The sequence below is a fragment of the Metabacillus sp. B2-18 genome, assembly GCF_021117275.1.
GTDB lineage: Bacteria > Bacillota > Bacilli > Bacillales > Bacillaceae > Metabacillus.
Genome location: NZ_CP088245.1, coordinates 862697 through 883201, shown reverse-complemented (window position 1 = coordinate 883201; position 20505 = coordinate 862697). Strand labels below are relative to the sequence as shown.

The 20505-nt window shown below is 36.6% G+C and carries 15 protein-coding genes; 8 read left to right on the top strand and 7 right to left on the bottom strand.

Features of this window, described 5'->3' with window-relative positions; translation table 11 throughout:
- Positions 1-63 precede the first annotated feature (63 nt).
- From LPC09_RS04625 to LPC09_RS04615, 3 genes are all read right to left on the bottom strand, one after another.
- Positions 64-1716 carry a methyl-accepting chemotaxis protein gene (locus LPC09_RS04625; RefSeq protein WP_231309123.1) on the bottom strand — a complete coding sequence of 551 codons (1653 nt, stop codon included), beginning with the start codon at positions 1714-1716 and terminating at the stop codon, positions 64-66.
- Between the two features lie 9 nt (positions 1717-1725).
- Entirely contained in the window at positions 1726-2694 is a 969-nt protein-coding gene (locus LPC09_RS04620) for a BMP family lipoprotein (protein WP_176551111.1), read from the bottom strand.
- A 138-nt stretch (positions 2695-2832) separates the two neighbouring features.
- Positions 2833-3696, bottom strand: a complete 864-nt coding sequence (locus LPC09_RS04615) for a CvfB family protein (RefSeq protein WP_098797891.1) — start codon at positions 3694-3696, stop codon at positions 2833-2835.
- A gap of 181 nt (positions 3697-3877) precedes the next feature.
- On the opposite strand from LPC09_RS04615, the gene LPC09_RS04610 reads away from it, so the two are divergent.
- From LPC09_RS04610 to LPC09_RS04595, 4 genes are all read left to right on the top strand, one after another.
- Positions 3878-4369 carry a YajQ family cyclic di-GMP-binding protein gene (locus LPC09_RS04610; RefSeq protein WP_231309122.1) on the top strand — a complete coding sequence of 164 codons (492 nt, stop codon included), beginning with the start codon at positions 3878-3880 and terminating at the stop codon, positions 4367-4369.
- 725 nt (positions 4370-5094) lie between these two features.
- A complete protein-coding gene (locus LPC09_RS04605; protein WP_098797893.1) occupies positions 5095-6948 on the top strand; it encodes a bifunctional homocysteine S-methyltransferase/methylenetetrahydrofolate reductase in 1854 nt (617 codons plus the stop codon).
- Complete coding sequence (gene metH / locus LPC09_RS04600) at positions 6941-10363, top strand: methionine synthase (protein WP_098797894.1); 3423 nt, start codon at positions 6941-6943, stop codon at positions 10361-10363. Before LPC09_RS04605 ends, metH begins: the two co-directional genes overlap by 8 nt.
- A gap of 370 nt (positions 10364-10733) precedes the next feature.
- Positions 10734-11360, top strand: a complete 627-nt coding sequence (locus LPC09_RS04595; RefSeq protein ID WP_098797895.1) for an FMN-dependent NADH-azoreductase — start codon at positions 10734-10736, stop codon at positions 11358-11360.
- A gap of 279 nt (positions 11361-11639) precedes the next feature.
- On the opposite strand, the gene LPC09_RS27290 is transcribed toward LPC09_RS04595, so the two are convergent.
- Both LPC09_RS27290 and LPC09_RS04590 read right to left on the bottom strand, forming a co-directional pair.
- A complete protein-coding gene (locus LPC09_RS27290) occupies positions 11640-11927 on the bottom strand; it encodes a DUF3231 family protein (protein WP_269217417.1) in 288 nt (95 codons plus the stop codon).
- Positions 11928-11938: 11 nt separating this feature from the next.
- Positions 11939-12643: a DUF3231 family protein gene (locus LPC09_RS04590; RefSeq protein ID WP_269217416.1), complete on the bottom strand. Its 705-nt coding sequence runs from the start codon at positions 12641-12643 to the stop codon at positions 11939-11941.
- A 154-nt stretch (positions 12644-12797) separates the two neighbouring features.
- Here LPC09_RS04590 and LPC09_RS04585 point away from each other — a divergent pair, with 154 nt between their 5' ends.
- Together LPC09_RS04585 and LPC09_RS04580 are read left to right on the top strand one after the other, a co-directional pair.
- Entirely contained in the window at positions 12798-13223 is a 426-nt protein-coding gene (locus LPC09_RS04585) for a MarR family winged helix-turn-helix transcriptional regulator (RefSeq protein ID WP_231309121.1), read from the top strand.
- Positions 13224-13363: 140 nt separating this feature from the next.
- Positions 13364-14236, top strand: a complete 873-nt coding sequence (locus LPC09_RS04580) for an SDR family oxidoreductase (RefSeq protein ID WP_098797898.1) — start codon at positions 13364-13366, stop codon at positions 14234-14236.
- A gap of 41 nt (positions 14237-14277) precedes the next feature.
- Here LPC09_RS04580 and LPC09_RS04575 read toward each other — a convergent pair whose 3' ends face one another.
- Positions 14278-15615 carry an alpha-amylase family glycosyl hydrolase gene (locus LPC09_RS04575; RefSeq protein WP_098797899.1) on the bottom strand — a complete coding sequence of 446 codons (1338 nt, stop codon included), beginning with the start codon at positions 15613-15615 and terminating at the stop codon, positions 14278-14280.
- A 169-nt stretch (positions 15616-15784) separates the two neighbouring features.
- On the opposite strand from LPC09_RS04575, the gene LPC09_RS04570 reads away from it, so the two are divergent.
- The gene (locus LPC09_RS04570; RefSeq protein ID WP_231309120.1) at positions 15785-17536 is read left to right on the top strand and encodes an alpha-glycosidase; all 1752 of its coding nucleotides are present in this window, start codon (positions 15785-15787) and stop codon (positions 17534-17536) included.
- A 30-nt stretch (positions 17537-17566) separates the two neighbouring features.
- Here LPC09_RS04570 and LPC09_RS04565 read toward each other — a convergent pair whose 3' ends face one another.
- On the bottom strand, positions 17567-18427 hold the full coding sequence (locus LPC09_RS04565; protein ID WP_231309119.1) for a helix-turn-helix transcriptional regulator: 861 nt from the start codon (positions 18425-18427) through the stop codon (positions 17567-17569).
- 120 nt (positions 18428-18547) lie between these two features.
- Between LPC09_RS04565 and LPC09_RS04560 the strand changes: the two genes are divergently transcribed.
- Positions 18548-19906: an MATE family efflux transporter gene (locus tag LPC09_RS04560; RefSeq protein WP_231309118.1), complete on the top strand. Its 1359-nt coding sequence runs from the start codon at positions 18548-18550 to the stop codon at positions 19904-19906.
- The last annotated feature ends 599 nt before the right edge of the window (positions 19907-20505 follow it).

The window sequence follows — 20505 nt, the reverse complement described above, 5'->3', positions numbered from 1 at the left end:
TGCCATAATGGTAACTTAACATATAAAAAGGAAGCCCCTCACGTATATGTAAGGGGCTCTTCCTTATTTCAACTTAAATTTGCCAATTGTTTCATTTAAATCATCCGTTAATTCTCTCATTGTAACAACTTTACTTACAATTTTCTCAAAAGCAGACAATTGTTCAGTTGTTGACGCCGAAATTTCTTCATTACCTGCTGCCGTTTCCTCAACAACTGCACTAATGCTCTCAACGCTGTTAAGTACCTTTTCACCAAATTGCTTCGAAGAATTCATTCCCTCAACCAATGATGTCAAACGTGTCATCATTTCATCCACACGAACACCGATGTTATCAAAAGCGTCTGTTGTCGTATCCATTGAGCTTTTTTGTTCTTCAGCAATAAACACATCCGCTTGAACAAATTGTGTGATTTCAGAAATGCCTTCTTTTATTTTTGCAACCATCTCAAAAATATGTTTTGTTGAGTTTGTTGATTCCTCTGCGAGCTTTCTCACCTCATCAGCTACAACAGCGAATCCTTTTCCAGCCTCACCTGCTCGTGCAGCCTCTATGGCAGCATTTAAAGCTAGTAAATTAGTTTGATCTGCGATACCTGAAACTGTTTTTGCCATATCTTCAATTTGAGCTGCATAATTCGTAAACGTTATTGTTGCTTCATCAATTTTTCGAGTTGTATCTTGATTTTTCATCATTAATGAACGCTGAGTTTCAATGGCTTCTTGACCAGAAGTAATGGCTGAAACAGCTTCGGTCCCTAAGGTAACAGATTCTTCAGATTGGGTCACGTTATCCTTAAACCCTTTATCCATGCTTTCAATTAAAGAAACAGCATCCTGCAAATCATTTGAAATAGACTGTGTACCAATTGACATTTCATTTGTGGAAACTGCCACTTGATTTGTAATAGCAGTTAAGCCCTTATTTTCTGTTTCTAAATCTTTAGCAAAGCCTTCAACATCCTTACTCACTGTTTCAACAGAAACTAGTAAGCTTCTTAACTGATCAACCATTTGCTCAAAAGATGTATTTAAAGCACCAAGCTCATCTTTGCCTTTATACGTAATCGACTCTATAACAAGGTTTCCTGCTGCAATTTCCTCCGCATTCCTTGATAATGCCTTTAACGGGCGGGTAATTGAATTTGTCATTCTAAGCGCAATAAATAAGCTGAGTACCACTAAAATGATACTTCCGATTACTGCTGAAACAATGACAAAGGAAATTTGCTTTTGTAGATTTTGTTGTAAAATAGTATATTGCTCATTTGCATATTCATTTAGTAGATGTATGTCATTTAAGATTCCGTCTATCCGAACCGATTGACGTTTTGCTTCAGGACCAATCTTATCCTCAAGCGCCGTATTTGCTTCTACTTTCCACAGCTCATATTTTGCAACTGCCTTTTCGAGCGTCTCGACACTGTTTTTGTGAGTGATCCCCTTTTTTAAATCAGCTATTAATTCGTCACTTTTTGCTATACTGAGCAACACTTCTTCTTTTTGAGCGTCTGTTGCTGTTACGGAAAAGTTATTTAACCCTTGCTTTGATGTATTCAATTCAGCTTGTAATTTCTCAATGTTTAATAAATTGGGTACTTCATCTTGAATAGATGATTGTATAGACAGCATATTATAAATGATAAAAGCAATCATAAACAACGCTAACAGTAGTACACTTATTGAATTAATTAATAGCTTTTTCTTTATTGTCATGTTATCCTCCTAGCTGCCACTTGTGAGCTTTTCTTTCCACTCATCAATCGTTTGTTGTTGTTCTTTACTGAATGGTACGACTCTAAGTGGAGCCAAGTCGATTCCTTTATCTTTAATTCCTAATTCAATGTGACCTTCAGAAATTTTTCCATCTTTTATTAACTGCTCTGCTAACTGATACATAGCTGTATCAACCTTTTTCAGCATTGATGTAACAACAGCTTTCTCAGCATAAAAATATTGATCAGTATCAACACCGATGGCCAATACTTTGTTTGCTTGGGCCTCCTTTAACATACCAACACCAGTAAAACCAGCTGCCGCATATAATACATCCACATCTTTTTGAATCATTTCACGTGCAAGCTGCGCTCCAAGCTGGTCGTTTCCGAAGTCTCCCGCATATTTAACCTCCACTGTGATAGAAGGATTTACAGATTTTGCTCCTTCAATAAAGCCATCTTCAAACTTATTAATTAGTGGAACATCGTCTCCACCAATAAAACCTAATTTATTTGTTTTTGTCGCTAATGCTGCCACTACACCTGTTAAAAAGCTACCTTCATCTTCTTTAAATGTAATAGATGTTACATTTTCAAGTTCAGAAACTGCATCAATTAAAATAAAGTGTTGATCAGGATATTTTTTAGCCACTTTCTCAAGGTCGGTTTGCACCATAAAACCTAACCCAACAACAATATCATGATCTTCTTCAACTAACTCTGTTAAACCTTTTTCATACGTTTCTGATTCCTTAAGTTCTCTATAATCAAATAAAATTCCAAGCTCGTCTCTTGCTTTTGTTAATCCATTAAATGCCGAGTCACTAAAAGATTGATCACCTAGTCCGACGTCAGACAACATAATACCAATTTTCACCTTGTCATCAACTGAGCTCACGGTCTCTTGCTGCGAACAACCAGCGATGATGATCACAAAAACGAAAGCAAACAAGGCTGTTACATTCTTGATGAACATGTTAAAACCTCACTTTATCAATTTTATATCATTTCTTATATCGACAAATTCTGTCATTTTTCCACTCTATTTAGGTATTTTTCTATAAAAAAAGCTTTCACTCATATTGATTTAAGATTGAAAGCTTTTTTAACTCGATTATTTATTATTTTCTTCTTCTTTAAAGTAAGTCCAGCCATCCTTTTGATAAACTCGATTGTTTTTCATTAATAACCCTAAAGCTCGTTTAAATGCCCCCTTACTAAGATTAAAGCGTTCTTTTATATCATCAGGATCACTTTTATCTGTAAATGGCATAGCACCGTTTCTATCCTGCATATAGGCATAGATTCTTTCCGCATCACTGCCTTGTGCTTCATGCTTTCGTGGTAATAACGAAACATTTATTGTTCCATCTTCTTTTACATCAATGACCCTGCCGGTAACAGTCTCACCTAATCTTGGTTCAACTTCACGTTGTGAGGAATGAATAAACCCTTTGTATCCTTCTTCTGTAAGAATGAACGATCCCGCAACGATCATTCGGTAAACAGTTCCTGTTATTTCCTTATTAAATAAAGCTCGATCAGCATTCTTAAAAAACGGCTCTACAATTTCTTCTGTTGCTAGTCGAACAAAAAATCGGCCGTTTTTCGAAACCTTTAACGTACAATAAAGCTTGTCCCCTACATTTGGCCACACTTCACGTAAATATGGAAGATGATCTTTAGCTACTAATCCGTCCTTACTTAAACCAATATCCACAAAAGCTCCCATATCCTCAACGATGTCCACCACTTCAACCCAGCCATAAGTATCTTGGGTAATGAACGGCTTTTTCATTGTTGCATAAAGGCGATCTTGTGCGTCAACACCAAAGAAAACCTCCACTTTTTCTCCTTCTTCAACTTCTCCGATCACTTCATTATTATGTAAAAGAACACGGTCCTTCCCATCTGTTAAAAAATATCCGTAATCCACCTGCTCATCTATTGTTAATGTTGCAAAAGTTCCTGGGATCATAAATAATATGTCCTGCCTTTCATCATATGTTTTATACATTTCCGTTTATATTGTAAGTAGATCCGCGGGTAGTCCCGAAGAGTCTTCTCGACAATTGCTTCACACTTTTTAGGTAAAAGTTGTGATCATTGTTTTATTTTACTATAATCAACCTATATTATATACGCAATGGAGGATAATTATGGCGAAAGATAGTTCATTTGATATTGTATCAAAAGTTGAGTTTCCAGAGGTTACAAATGCAATCAATATCGCAATGAAAGAAATTGCAACAAGATATGACTTTAAAGGTAGTAAAAGTAATCTTACATTAGAAAAAGAAGAACTTGTTTTAGTTTCAGACGATGAGTATAAACTAGAGCAATTAAAAGATGTTCTTCTTTCAAAGCTAATAAAAAGAGATGTACCGATAAAAAACATTTCTTATAAAAAAATTGAAAATGCTTCTGGTGGTACTGTTCGTCAAAAAGCTGAGTTGGTTTCAGGAATTGATAAAGATAATGCAAAGAAAATTAACACCATTATTAAAAACACTGGTCTAAAAGTAAAATCTCAAATTCAAGACGACCAAATCCGTGTAACCGGAAAAAACCGTGATTATCTTCAGCAAATTATCTCAGCCATCAAAGGTGCTGATTTACCAATTGATGTTCAGTTCATCAACTACCGCTAACTAACTACATCATACATACAAAGTCAGGCATCCTTCAAAAGCCTGACTTTTCTTATATCATGCGCATATTCTCACGATCTCATCATATGCTCTAACTGTCATCGTTTGGAAACACTCACCAAAACTTCCATCTAAAAAAAGCATAACAGACTATTTAATTTAGACAAATCATCATTTTACTATTGATATTTTTCGCAATATTAGATAAATTAGTTGTAATCCTTTTAATACGTTAAAGTTATTAAGAAAATTTCATATCTTATCAAGAGAAGCTGAGGGACTGGCCCGATGAAGCTTCAGCAACCGGTCCATAACGAGTGAAGTCTGGTTTACTTGATTGACTACTATTGAGTCATTTTCTTTTAGCACAGAAAAATAAATAAAAATGACTCGAACAAAGCGCTTTTGTTTGTTCGAAGCATTTTTATTTATTTTTCCAAGGCTTGCCAAGCAAGCCGCTACAAGCGAAAGCTTGCCGTGCTAAAAGAAAACACCCAACACAAAGGTAGAATCTCTAATCTTAGAGCGTCTCTAGCTAAACCCGTCAATCAATTTCAAACCACCCACCAAGACTTATGCGAGTGCCAAGGTGCTAATTCCAGCAAGCATATTCAACATGCTTGGAAGATAAGGGAAGCTTATAATTATACAGCCTTCTCAACAAGAAGGCTTTTTTTATTAGTATAAATATAATCAAAACTCAAATAGATCGGGGGCTCTTATTGATGAATTTTTTAGAAGACTTAAAAAGTAAAATTTTAATTGCTGACGGCGCAATGGGAACAATGCTTTACTCTCACGGAGTAGATCGCTGCTTTGAAGAATTAAACCTATCTAAGCCTGATGATGTGCTTGCAGTACACCAAGCCTATATTGAAGCAGGCGCTAACCTCATCCAAACGAATACATATGGGGCAAACGATATCAAATTGTCTCGTTACGGGTTAGAGGACGACATTAGACAAATCAATAAAAAAGCTATCGAAATTGCAAAAAAAGCTGCAAAAGAGTCAACCTATGTTTTTGGAACAATCGGCGGCATCCGTACCTTTAAAAAGAGTGCCCATAGTATCGAAGAAATTAAACGAAATTTTAGAGAGCAACTCTATCTTTTGCTAAATGAAAATGTGGACGGTCTACTTCTTGAAACATTCTATGACTTAGAAGAAATGAAAACTGTCCTTTCAATTGCTCGAAAAGAAACAAATAAACCGATCATTGCAAATGTATCACTGCATGAAGCTGGTGTATTACAGGACGGTACTTCATTAACAGACGGATTTTCTATCTTAGAAGAACTTGGAGCAAACGTAATTGGCTTAAACTGCCGCCTAGGTCCACATCATATGATTCAATCTCTAGAAGAGGTGCCTATTCCTGAGAAGGCTTTTCTTTCTGTTTTCCCTAATAGTAGCTTACCTGCATTAAATGAGGGACGTCTTGTCTATGAATCTGATGAAACTTACTTTAAGGAAAGCGCCCTAAAATTTAGAGAACAAGGTGTAAGATTAATAGGCGGATGCTGTGGGACAACACCAAACCATATTAAAGCAATGGCAGGGGCTGTAGCTAATTTAGCGCCTGTACAAACAAAGCAAGTAAAAGTCGCAAAAAAATCGACGATTGAAGTTCAAGATCAACAGGTAAACTCCCTTCCACCACTTGAGGAAATTGTGAGAGAAAAGCGCTCGGTTATTGTTGAGCTAGATCCTCCGAAAAAGCTTGGAATGGAGAAGTTTTTAGAAGGAGCACAAGCACTGCATGATGCAGGAATTGATGCATTAACACTAGCCGATAATTCATTAGCATCACCTCGTATTAGTAATCTAGCAGCAGGAATTTTAGCAAAGGAAAAAACAGGTGCAAGAACATTAATTCATATTACTTGTCGTGACCGCAATTTAATTGGCTTACAATCTCATTTAATGGGGTTACATTCACTTGGGATGAGTGACGTTTTAGCTATCACCGGGGATCCATCTAAAATTGGCGATTTCCCTGGAGCTACATCTGTTTATGATGTTTCGTCATTTGATTTAATCAGCTTAATTAAACAATTCAACGAAGGTGTTTCTTATTCAGGGAAACCACTTGGTCAGAAAACGAATTTCTCTGTAGCAGCTGCTTTTAACCCTAACGTACGCCATCTTGATAAGGCTGTTTTAAGACTTGAAAAGAAAATTGCTCATGGTGCGGATTACTTTATTTCACAGCCATTATACTCAAGTCAACAAATTATCGATGTGTATAATGAAACAAGAAATTTACAAGCTCCAATTTATATCGGCATTATGCCATTAACATCTAGCCGTAATGCAGAGTTCATTCACAATGAAATTCCAGGCATTAAGCTTTCTGATTCTATTCGTGAAAAAATGGCGGCTGCTGGAAATGACAAAGAAAAAGCTCGTCAAGAAGGCCTGGCCATTGCGAAGGATTTAATTGATACAGCATTTGACTTATTTAATGGAATTTACTTAATTACCCCATTTTTACAATATGACCTGACAGTGGAGTTAACAAATTACATCCATGAAAAGGAAAAACAGCGAGCTGAAAGGAAGATTACCCATGTCTAGCATAAAAAAAGAACTAAAAAAACGAATACTTGTACTCGATGGCGCTATGGGTACAATGATTCAAGCTGCAAACCTAACAGCTGAAGACTTTGGTGGCGAAGAATATGATGGATGTAATGAATACTTAACACTCACTTCACCTAAAACAATTCAAGACATTCATGAAGCTTATCTAGAAGCAGGTTCGGACATTATCTCAACAAATACGTTTGGTGCTACAAGCCTTGTTCTAGACGAATATGACCTTGGTCATCTAGCATTAGAAGTTAACATTGAATCTGCAAAAATTGCAAAACGTGCCACTGAGAAATTTTCAACAGATGAAAAACCACGATATGTTGCAGGAGCAATGGGACCTACAACAAAAACTCTATCTGTTACTGGTGGAACAACGTTTGACACATTAGTTGAAAATTATGAAGAACAAGCAAGAGGGTTAATTCTAGGAGGAGCTGATTTGCTTCTTCTAGAAACAAGTCAAGATATGCTAAACGTAAAAGCTGGGTTCCTTGGCATTCAGCAAGCGTTTGAAAACACTGGTAAAGAAGTACCTCTTATGGTCTCAGGAACAATTGAACCTATGGGTACAACCTTAGCAGGTCAGGATATTGAGGCTTTTTATGTTTCACTTGAGCATATGAAACCAATTTCGGTTGGTTTAAACTGTGCCACAGGCCCAGAATTCATGACAGACCATATCCGTACATTATCAGGCTTAGCAAACACTGCAGTTAGCTGTTATCCAAACGCAGGATTACCTGATGAAGAAGGAAATTATCATGAATCACCAGAATCATTAGCAAAGAAATTGGTTGCCTTTGCAGAGCAAGGCTGGCTTAACGTTGTTGGTGGATGCTGTGGGACTACACCTGATCATATTCGTGCTATTACTGAAGCTGTTTCAACAATCTCTCCTCGTAAAATGGAAGAAATCTCAAACGGTCACACCGTTTCTGGTATCGATGCCCTTATTTATGAAGAAGGAATGCGTCCTCTATTTGTTGGTGAACGGACAAACGTTATTGGTTCAAGAAAATTCAAACGCCTTATTGCTGAAGGCAAGATTGAAGAAGCATCTGAAATTGCGAGAGCTCAAGTTAAAAACGGTGCACATGTTATCGATATTTGCTTAGCTGATCCAGACAGAGACGAGCTTGAGGATATGGAGGTATTCATCCAAGAGGTTGTAAAAAAGGTTAAAGCTCCTCTTGTTATCGACTCAACAGATGAAAAAGTTATTGAAAGAGCGTTAAAATATTCGCAAGGAAAAGCCATCATCAATTCGATTAACCTTGAAGATGGTGAAGAGCGTTTTGATGCAATCGTCCCTCTTATCAAGAAGTACGGTGGTTCATTAGTTGTTGGAACAATAGATGAAATTGGAATGGCATTAACAGCTGAAAAAAAACTAGAAGTGGCTGTTCGCTCTCATGATCTATTAGTGAAAAAGCATGGCCTAAAAGCAAGTGACTTAATTTTTGACCCGCTCGTCTTCCCTGTTGGAACTGGTGATGAGCAGTACATTGGTTCCGCCAGTGAAACAGTGCGAGGCATTCAGCTCATTAAAGAAAAACTACCTGAATGTTTAACGATTCTTGGAGTAAGTAACGTTTCCTTTGGTCTTCCTCCTGTTGGTCGTGAAGTATTAAACGCTGTTTACCTCTATCACTGTACACAAGCAGGTCTAGATTATGCGATCGTTAATACAGAAAAGCTAGAACGTTTTGCTTCAATTCCTAAAGAGGAAATTCAAATGGCGGAAGATCTTTTATTTAGAACAACGGATGAATCGCTTGCGAAATTCACTGCCTTTTATCGTGGAAAGAAAAAAGAAGACAAAAAGCCTGTCCAAAATCTTTCATTAGAAGAAAGACTAGCAAACTATATAGTAGAAGGAACAAAAGAAGGACTTATTCCTGACTTAGAGTTGGCTCTTAAGAAATTTCCAGAACCTCTTGATATTATTAATGGACCTTTAATGACGGGTATGGCCGAGGTTGGTGTACTTTTTAACGATAATCAGCTAATTGTTGCCGAGGTATTACAAAGCGCCGAAGTGATGAAGGCCTCTGTTTCCTACCTAGAGCAGTTCATGGAAAAACGTGATGACAGCGGAAAAGGAAAAATCCTTCTTGCCACTGTTAAGGGTGATGTTCATGATATCGGAAAAAACCTTGTGGATATTATTTTAAGTAATAACGGTTTTAGAGTAGTCGATCTTGGAATTAAAGTAACACCTCAAACCCTTATTCAAGCTGTGAAAGATGAAAAACCGGATCTAATTGGTTTATCTGGTTTACTTGTTAAATCAGCTCAGCAAATGGTCATTACAGCACAAGATCTGCATAAAGCAAACTGTGACCTTCCGATTTTAGTTGGTGGAGCAGCTCTTTCTAGAAAGTTTACAAGAATGAAGATAGCTCCTGAATACAACGGTCCTGTTGTTTACGCAAAAGACGCCATGGATGGATTATCACTTGCAAATCAATTACGAACTTCACCTGAATTATTTGCTCAAAAAGAAGCAGCAGTTGCAGAAGAAACAAAAACGAAAGCTGCTCCGTCTCAGGCTGTGACTGATTTATTAATCAAACGCGGAAATCTAAGTGAAGCGCCAATTTTCACTCCTAATGATACGAAACGACATATTATTAGAGACATTGACTTATCGCATATCATTCCTTATGTGAATATGCAGATGCTAATTGGTCATCACCTTGGTTTAAAAGGAAAAATTAAAGAATTAGTGAAGAAAAAAGATCCAAAAGCACTTGAGCTTGTTGAGCTCATCCAGGAGCTCCTTAAGGATGGTGCAAAGCAAAAATGGTTTAAGCCAGCTGCTGTGTATCAGTTCTTCCCTTCCTATAGTGAAGGAAACAAGCTACACATTTTGAATCCGGACAATACCGATTCTATTTTACAAACGTATGATTTTCCAAGACAGGAAAAGCTCCCACATCGTTGTATTTCTGACTATGTGCGTCCTAAGCAGGATAATGGGTTTGACTATGTAGCCATGTTTGCTGTAACAGCAGGCAGTCAAATTCGTGAACTAGCACAAGGCTTTAAAGAACAAGGCGACTATTTAAAGAGCCATGCAGTTCAAGCCCTTGCTCTTGAGCTTGCAGAGGGATTAGCTGAACGAACTCACCAATTAATTCGTGACCGTTGGGGCTTCCCTGATGCACCTGACTTTACAATGGATCATCGTTTTTCAGCTAAATATCAAGGTCAACGCTTTTCATTTGGATATCCAGCTTGCCCAGACCTTGAAGACCAAGAAAAGCTATTCAAAGCGCTCCGACCTGAAGACATCGGAATTCAATTAACAGACGGCTTCATGATGGAACCAGAGGCTTCTGTTACCGCAATTGTCGTGTCTCATCCGGAAGCGAAATATTTTAATGTTATGTAATTTGAAATATAAAGCCCTGAAACGAAGTTGTTTTAGGGCCTCTTTTTGCTACAGTTTAAGTCTTTTTTGCTAGAAAAACTCATCCTTTTGACCGACCACAATTAATTGCTAAAAAAGATATACTAGGTCTATATAAAAAGTTACTGTCGAAGCGACAACTTGCAAGGCTTCTTAACTTAACTCAAATAAGATATCTTTATAAAAAACTTATTATTTGACACATCTTTCTTAATTGATTAGAATCAACTATATTATTTAGTATGCGCAACAACTATTCTTATATTAGTAAATACCTAAGAAATGGTTGATATCTATCACAAAAAAGTTGCTATAGCAACATCTTTACGTAAATGTATTAGGAGGAATTATTATGTCAAACGTATTATTTATTAAAGCAAATTCACGCCCTACTGAACAGGCTGTAAGTGTTCAATTATATGAGGCTTTTTTACAAAGCTATAAAGAATCTCATCCTGAAGATACAATTACAGAGCTTGATCTTTTCCAAGAAAACTTACCTTACTATGGAGTAGACAGTATTAACGGAATGTTCAAACGTGGTAAAGGAATGGAATTAACATCAGAAGAAGAACATGCAGCAAATACAGTTCAAAAATATTTGGATCAATTCCTTGCAGCAGATAAAGTTGTTTTCGCCTTCCCACTTTGGAACTTCTCAGTTCCTGCTGTTCTTCACACGTACATGGATTACCTATGTCAAGCAGGAACAACATTCAAATATACAGCAGAAGGTCCTGTAGGATTATTAGCTGATAAAAAAGTTGTCCTTTTAAATGCACGTGGTGGCGTTTATTCTGAAGGTCCTGCTGCATCAAAAGAAATGTCGGTTAACTATGTAAAAACACTTTTAGATTTCTTTGGTATTAAAGAAACAACAGACGTAATAGTTGAAGGTCATAACCAATTCCCTGACCGTACGAACGAAATTATTGAAGCTGGTATTCAAAAAGCTGCATCTGTTGCTACTCAATTTTAATCAAGACTTTCTTGATATGGAATATAACACTTGAAAAAGATAAATACTAAATAAGTGTTAGATAAGTAACACAAAACTGCAGTGCGGAGGGATTTCTTTGACGATTCTTAGCATGATCATAAACTTATTAATTAGGTTTTATAGAGGGCTATTCACGATTAGTAGAGAAGTTTCAAAACTAACATACAGAATGAATGTACCTTCCTTCATTTAAGAATAAATAAGAAAAACCCATGCATATGCAAAAAAAGCGAGCACATTACTGCTCGCTTTTTTTATTTATTTTTTCCTAGCTAAAGCAGCTCGGTCATCTACTGTTGGTGGTTGTTCAAACCAGCCGTTTTTTATTAATATATTCGCCCCATCTTCAGCATAAATTCCTATTTCAGCAAGTAATCTCATGTATTTTAAAATAACGTCTTTTCTTTGACAAGTTGATAAGGCGGTGCCATAATAGCCTACTGTTACTGAAACTAATGACACGATATGGAACAGCATAAGTTTGTCTGAAAATGGTGAGACCGTGCTATTAGATACTTCAGATGTCCAATTTCTTGGTGATGGCAAATTATCTTCTGTTAAAATAATTGTGTAAAAATATCATTATGCTTTTTGCAAATATTTGCCCCTCTTTGAAAATATTCTCTTACTTCTTTTGAGTGACAAACTTGGCTAAAACCAATTTCTAAATCAATTTTTGCAATCGTTTTTTGCATATTGTAATAGATGTTTCCCACTTCGATTCCATTTAAAGGCCTCTTTTTTGTAAACCAGCCGCCCAAATAATCTTGCTTATCAACAATATCCGTTTCATGCGGAGCATTTATGTATGGCGGTCTACTAAATACACCTTTATGTAGCATTAAGTCAAGCATTTTATCATATAAAGTTGTAGCCTCTTGATTACATTTTATAAAATATTCTCTTTGGTCGGCTCTCACTGATGTTCCAACCGCTAGTGAATAGCTATTCATACCATGAAGGGTCATCACATAGAGATATTGCATCATGAAGTTATCTGAAAACAATGGTGGTGCATTAAGATTAATGTCTTCTTCTGTAAACCCTTTTGGAGGAGGATACTCTTCCTTTTTTAATAATTCCTTCACTTTTTCAACATGTGTTTTAGATAAGTTCAACGCAAATTCTAGGATTGATTTTACTTCGTCATCCTTTACCGTCTTAATAAAATAAGTTAAAACACAAACCGACATACTATCATTCATATATTGACCCCAAAGTGCAGTAATCTCAGGTCCAGTTAATCGAACATTTTGAGTCATAGTAACCTCCTTTACCTCAGATTATTTGTTAAGTGGTTATTTTTAATACATTATCTTCCGTAGTTGATCATTTCCCACATCAAATTGACAAGATCATGCTATAACTCTAAACTTATGAATAGACATATTTAGTAAATTATAGGAGCCGTAATAAATGACACTTTCTTTAAACGACTATATTAGTATTTTCATTCATCAAACAGACTTGGAATTAACCAGTTATGTTAAAAATAAATTATCACCCTTTAATATTGCCCCCGAGCAAAACTTAATTATGATGTTACTTTGGGAACATGATGGACGTAGTCAAAATGAAATTGCAGCCAAGTTGAATAAAGATAAAACCAACATTGCAAGAATGTCATACGGCCTTGAACAAAAAGGCTTTATAAAAAGAAGAATGTGTCCAAATGACCGCCGGGTTCAACGGTTATATTTAACTGAAAGTGGACTAAAGCTTAAAAAGCATATTATTCCAATTGCTGAACAGTTTAACACTCTAGTATGTCAAAATATCACCACCGAAGAGCTCAATCAGCTTAGAAAAATCCTTTTAAAAATGCGGGCAAATTTAACATGACACTTTAGAAACCTGATGAAGGTTTCTTTTTATTTTGTTTACCTTCTTTTCTAATCGGGAATATCAATACCACTTCAAGAACATACTTTTCAGTTTATTTCACATAATATGACAGGATAAAAAATGAGGAGGTAGTTTCTTTGAGCAATAATCAAAATCAACAAAAACAAACAATGCCACCACAGCATCAAGATGTACAACCTGGTCATGAGGATATGATGAATCCACAACCAAAATTTGATGATACTTCTTATACAGGAATTGGCAAACTGAAAAATAAAGTAGCGATCATCACTGGTGGAGATAGTGGAATTGGACGAGCTGTTGCGTTGTTTTTTGCAAAAGAAGGTGCAAATGTTGTGATTTCTTACTTAAATGAACAAAAAGATGCAGAAGAAACGCAAAAGCATGTTGAAGCACAAGGTCAAAAATGCTTACTTGTAGCCGGTGATATTGGAGATGAGTCTGTTTGTCAGCAAATTGTGTCAAAAACTATTGATGCATTTGGTCAACTCGACATTGTTGTTAATAATGCAGCTGAACAACATCCGCAGAAAAGTATTGAAGATATAACAAGCGAACAATTAGAAAGAACATTTAAAACAAATATTTTCTCGTTTTTCTATTTAACAAAAGCAGCTCTTCCTCATTTAAAGAAAGGCAGTGCAATTGTTAACACCTCTTCTGTAACGGCATACGCAGGAAATGAGCAGCTTCTGGATTATTCTGCTACAAAAGGTGCAATTACGACCTTTACAAGATCACTAGCACTCTCACTTGCGGGAAAAGGAATTAGAGTAAACGGTGTTGCACCAGGTCCTATTTGGACGCCACTTATTCCTTCAACCTTCCCTGCTGATCAGGTTGCAACATTTGGCTCAAACGTACCAATGAAGCGACCAGGCCAACCAGAGGAGCTTGCTCCTGCATATGTATTTTTAGCAAGTGACGATTCTTCCTACATGTCTGGTCAAATGATCCATGTTAATGGTGGGAAAATTGTTAATGGCTAGTTAATCAAAAAGGCTGCCGAATAATTACGGCAGCCTTCCTCTTACTTCTTCTTTCCACGCTTTTTAGCCAATATTAAAAAGATGATAAATAGTGTTGGTACAATAATAAACACACTAATAAACGGAATATTTAAACCGGTTTTTTCTTTTATTTCATATATTTCGGCAATCTCTCTATCAATGATAAACTCATATTCATTGTTTTCCTCTTCAAACGTATCTCCAGTTAGAAGTCCTTGAAGTTTTTTATCCTCTGCTATTTTATCATCAGAAATTTTTACTTTCTGTGATTTCGTTGAATTATTAATAGCAACTACGACCGTTTCTTCTTCATACGTTCTCTTAAAAATAATCATCCCATCTTTTTCATACAGCAACTCATAGTCACCTTTTGTTAAAGAAGGTAGAGTTTTTCTGACGATCGCAAGCTTTTCAAGATAATCAATCAATTCTTCATCAGATTGGAAGTTCATCAACGGTCGGTTCGTAGGCGGTTCTCCTCCGTCAACAGCAATCTCAGAGCCATAGTACACAATTGGTGTTCCTGGAATGGAATACATATAAGCAAAAGCCATCTTCAACCTTACACCAGGATGTTGGTTATTTTGAATGGCGTGCCTTGTAAAACGAACCGTTTCATCGCTATCAACATATGTGCTAAGTAAAGGTGATGATTGTTCTGCAACTTCCGTAACAGGTTTTAATGATTGATCAACATTCGTAAATGCTTGGGTAGCTGCTTCATAAAAAGGAATATTCAGCAACGAATCAAAACCGGATTCCATATAAGCAGAGATCACATCTGGATCATGCTCTTTTACAGTTCCTACTAAATAATAATCCTCATTAATTTCTTTTAGTTTTTGATGAAATTCCTGCCAAACTTCCTGATTCACTTCATCAGCTTGTTTTATGTAATACCCATCTATCCCTGTTTCTTGCATCCATGATGTTGCAGTTGAAATCATATCTTCATTTTTCTGTCCATAATCTAGCATAATTTTCATGTTAAGTTTATGAGCTTCATCAACGAGTCTCTTTACATCTTCAACTGTTCCAGCATGCTCATCAATCTGCTTTACCTCTGAGTTCTCAGTTTCTTTAAACACTGGAGATAAAATCAGGGTGGTAAATCCCATTTCATGAAGATAATCTATTTTTGTTAGAATTCCTTCAATATCGCCGCCATGGTATGCTGCAGGATCCTCAAAATTCTGGTCTCCATCATTATTCGGGTCTGCATTATTAAAGCGATCAACAACTACATAATAGGCAATCTCTTCCTGCCATGCCTTTTCTTCTTTTTCAGCTGCGCTCACAGGGAAGGCATAAAAAAGAAGTAACGGAATGAGGAAAAGTTTTAAAGCTTGTCTACGCATTTTGTTCCGTTCCTCCTACATTCTTATATCACTACGTTCTTAAGAATATCGCTTCAGGCAACCGACCGTCAAATGTAAATGATCTTCTCCTTAAAAATGATAGTTCAGTGAATATCGTTTATGTGTTTTGAAGAAGCTTAGTAATACAAAATCTACTAAGGAGGTATCCATGCAAAAAGAAGCCATTTATCATCGTTCAAGAGATCAATATGCTTATCCTAATTTTGATGGAACTTTTCATATTCAGCTCCGAACGAAAGCACAAGATATAAGCTCTGTAACTGTTGTTTATGGAGATCCCTTTGAGTTTCATGAAAACAATTGGGTTCACACAACTAAGGAGATGAGTATTAGTGGAAGTGATGGCTTTTTTGATTATTGGTTCATTAGCATCTCTCCTCCACAACAGCGATTACGATATGCGTTTCATATTAAAGGCAGTGACGAAGAGCTATTTTTTACAGAGAAAGGAATTTACGAAACTGTTCATGAAGACTTTTCAGCCTATTTTTGCCTTCCTTATTTTCATCAATCCGACGTGTTTGCAGCACCTGATTGGGTAAAAAATACTGTTTGGTATCAAATTTTTCCTGACCGGTTTGCGAACGGAAATGTTCATAATGATCCAGAAGGTACGCTTCCATGGAATAGCACTGAACCTACACCAACTACTCTATTCGGTGGAGATTTAGAAGGAGTCATAGAACACTTAGATTACCTAGTTGAGTTAGGCATAACCGGAATTTACTTTACGCCTATTTTTAAGGCACATTCTAATCATAAATACGACACGATTGATTATTTTGAAATTGATCCACAATTCGGAGATAAAAAAATACTTAAAAGGCTAGTTACTTCTTGTCACGATAAAGGCATAAAGGTCATGCTTGATGCTGTGTTTAATCATTGCGGAAAAAACTTTCCACCATTTCTGGATGTGCTTCGAAATGGCCAAAACTCTCCATACAAGGATTGGTTTCATTTATCTATTAAAGATTCTGGGGAGATTCATTATGAAACCTTTTCTTTTGAAAGGTCGATGCCAAAATTAAACACACAACACCCGGAAGTGAAAAAATACTTAATAGAAGTTGGTCAGTATTGGATAAAAGAATGTAATATCGACGGATGGAGATTAGATGTTGCAAACGAAATTGACCATCAGTTCTGGAGAGATTTTCGCCACGCGATAAAGTCAATCAATAAAGACGTTTATCTTGTTGGAGAAGTGTGGCATGATGCGATGCCATGGCTTGAAGGAGATATGTTTGATGCTGTAATGAACTATCCGTTCTCAAATTTGCTGCATCGTTTTTTTGCCTATGATGATCTAAATGCAAAGCAATTTTCAGATGAGCTACAAAGGTATTTACATCAATATCCACAACCTGTTTATCAGTTCTCCTTTAATATGGTTGGAAGTCATGATACTCCGCGAATCTTAAATCTTGCGAGCATGAACAAACAACGAGTCAAATTATTAAGCGTTTTTCAATTTAGCTTTTACGGTTCTCCGTCTATTTACTATGGAGATGAAATTGGCCTATCAGGTGAACAGGATCCAGGATGCAGAGGTTGTATGGTATGGCAGGAAGATCAACAAGACAGTGATATGCTTTCATTTATGAAGAAACTCATCAAGCTCCGTAACTCTTATCCTGTCCTTGCAAATGACGGAGCATTTTCGATATTAATGGCCGACGAATCAACTAATGTTCTTTGTTATCAAAGAGAAAATAATAAGCAGTTAGTTATAATCATCATAAATCTTTCATCACAAAAACAAGCATTTCCATTGCCTGTTAAATTGAAGGATCGCACCATTCATGATCTATGGAACGAAGAAGAATATGCCGCCCATTCAAACGAGTTATCAGTAACACTCAATGCTAATGAGTTTGCCCTATTGCTAATCGAGTAGAAAAGGGAAATTAGTTTTCCCCTTTCCTCTTTACCTTCTAAGAATCATTTTTCTGTACTCAATTGGACTGGTTCCCTCCATCCTTTTGAAAAGCTTTGAAAAATAAGTGGAATCCTCAATTCCTACTTCTTGTGCTATGTTGGCAATTTTATCATCAGTTGTTGCTAATAGTTTTTTTGCTTGATTCATTCGGTATTTGTTTAAATACATATTCGGAGTTTCACCGACGATTTTTTGCATACAACGTGTTACATAATCAGGGTGAAAGTGAAGAGCAGCGGCGATGTCCTCCATTTTCACCTCTTCTTTATAATGCTCTTGTATATAATTAACAGCTCCCTCCACAACTTTCTCAGCTGCTGTTGGAATTTTGCATGCTTCTTTTTGTAAATATAATAAAAATTCATGGAAGTGCAGCTGCTGTCTTAGTTGATAATCCGGTGTTTGATGATCAACATTTAAAATGTTAAGAAATATCGTTTCTATAAAGTTCGTATTCTCAATTTTCCCTAGGCAGGGTATGGAGAATTTATAAGTTGGTGGTGTTTCATGATCACCCTTTGAAATGTGGATGTCCGCCCAATTCGTAATCCCCTCTTCCACAAGCTCATAATGAGTTGGAATCGCAAAATGCAGCCAATAGTACTCTGTCCTCATTGAGCTGCCTTTATGTCCATAATGTTCAAAACCGGGAACTAAAAGGATATATTGTCCTTTTCTTACTGTGTATGGAATTTCAGCTTCTGTTATAAATAGTTCACCAGATTTTACATAAATCAAATCAAACACAGTAAAAACCCTTCGAAAATGCTTTGTACCTTTTTCAAAAATAGCAATTCCCCCCTGAATAAAAGTGGGAGAAGGCGGTGCAAAAAACTCAATATGAAACATCACAAATTCTCCTTTAAGTCGTATTTATCCAAAATATATCGCTATTCTCTCTTTCTATTATACTGCAATGTTTGTAAACTTATTAAGTATTATCAAAGCAATGTAAAGGAGTTGAACAAAATGGCGTTTGAAAGACAAGGTCGTAAAATCACATTATTTGCACTAACATGGCCAATTTTTATTGAAACTCTTCTGCATATGTTAATGGGAAATGCTGATACATTGATGCTTAGTCAATACTCTGATAACTCAGTAGCAGCTGTTGGAGTCTCCAACCAAATTTTATTTCTATTAATCGTCATGTTTGGATTTATTGCAACAGGTACAACTATACTGGTTGCTCAATATATAGGTGGTACTAATTATAAAGATGCCAAAGAGGTATCAACGGTTTCACTTTCTGCCAATCTATTATTTAGTATTCTGATTAGTGTTGTCATTGTCATCGCAAGTGAAGACATCCTACAATTGATGAACTTACCACCAGAACTAATGCCGGATGCTACGATTTATTTACAGCTTGTAGGAGGCTTTTCCTTTGTGCAAGCATTAATCATGACATCAGGAGCTATACTGAAGAGCTATGGCTATACAAAAGACACTATGTATTTAACAATCGGCATGAACCTGCTTAATATTATCGGGAACTATTTCTTTATTTTTGGTCCATTCGGGTTTCCGGTACTCGGTGTTCAAGGGGTTGCCATATCCACAGTTGTATCAAGGATTATCGGTCTTTTTGTCATCCTCTATATTTTAAAGAAGCGTGTTCACTTTACCCTTAACTTTAAAGAGCTCTTTAAGCTTCCGGTACACCATCTTAAAAACCTGCTTCATATCGGGGTACCTACAGCTGGTGAGCAACTTTCTTACAATACGTCGCAAATGGTTATTACAGTCTTTATAACAATGATTGGGACCGAAGCTTTAACCACAAAGGTCTATGCTCAAAATCTAATGATGCTTATTCTATTATTTAGCTTAGCCGTTAGCCAAGGTACACAAATTCTAGTTGGGTACATGATTGGGGCAAAAGATTATGAATCTGCATATAAAAGATGCTTACAAAGTCTATATTCTGGAATCATTATCTCTACGCTTATGGCCGTGATTTTCTCGCTCTTCTCGGATTCTTTACTAGGTATTTTCACATCAAATGAACGAATACTTGAAGTCGGTGGGATCCTTATCCTTCTTACCATTATTCTTGAACCAGGCAGAGCCTTTAATATGGTTATTATTGGTTCACTACGTGCTGCAGGTGATATCCGCTTCCCAACCTATGTAGGGATACTATCGATGTGGGGAGTCAGCGTACCAATCGCTTATATCCTTGGCATTCATTTTGATCTAGGACTAATCGGTATCTGGATCGCCTTTATTGCTGACGAATGGGTAAGAGGTATTATTATGTTCTATCGCTGGAAATCCAGAGCATGGATGACGAAACGCTTTTCTCAACATGCTGCTGTTTCATGAGGTAAGTCAATAATGTGGAATTGCAGTCCAATTTGGGCTGCTTTTTTTGTCTTATTTGAATTTATGAAAGTTTGACCACTTTCAAGTAATGCTTGTCATTTATCAGGTTTATGAAGAATGTTGGGACGTGCTTCTATCTGTGTTTTGGTCTTCATTCGCCTTATGAAGACCATTTGCACAGGCTTCCATCCATGTTTTGGTCTTCATTCACCTTATGAAGACCATTTGTGCGGGCTTCCATCCATGTTTTGGTCTTCATTCACCTTATGAAGACCATTTGCGCGGGCTTCCATACATGTTTTGGTCTTCATTCACCTTATGAAGTCCATTTGCACAGGCTTCCATACATGTTTTGGTCTTCATTCGCCTTATGAAGACCATTTGCACAGGCTTCCATCCATGTTTTGGTCTTCATTCACCTTATGAAGACCATTTGCGCGGGCTTCCATACATGTTTTGGTCTTCATTCGCCTTATGAAGACCATTTGCGCGGGCTCCCATACATGTTTTGGTCTTCATTCACCTGATGAACGAAACTACACGCTTTTTCTCTTAAACCTTTTGTCGTCCATCCAACCAGCAAGCCAAAAAATACCCAG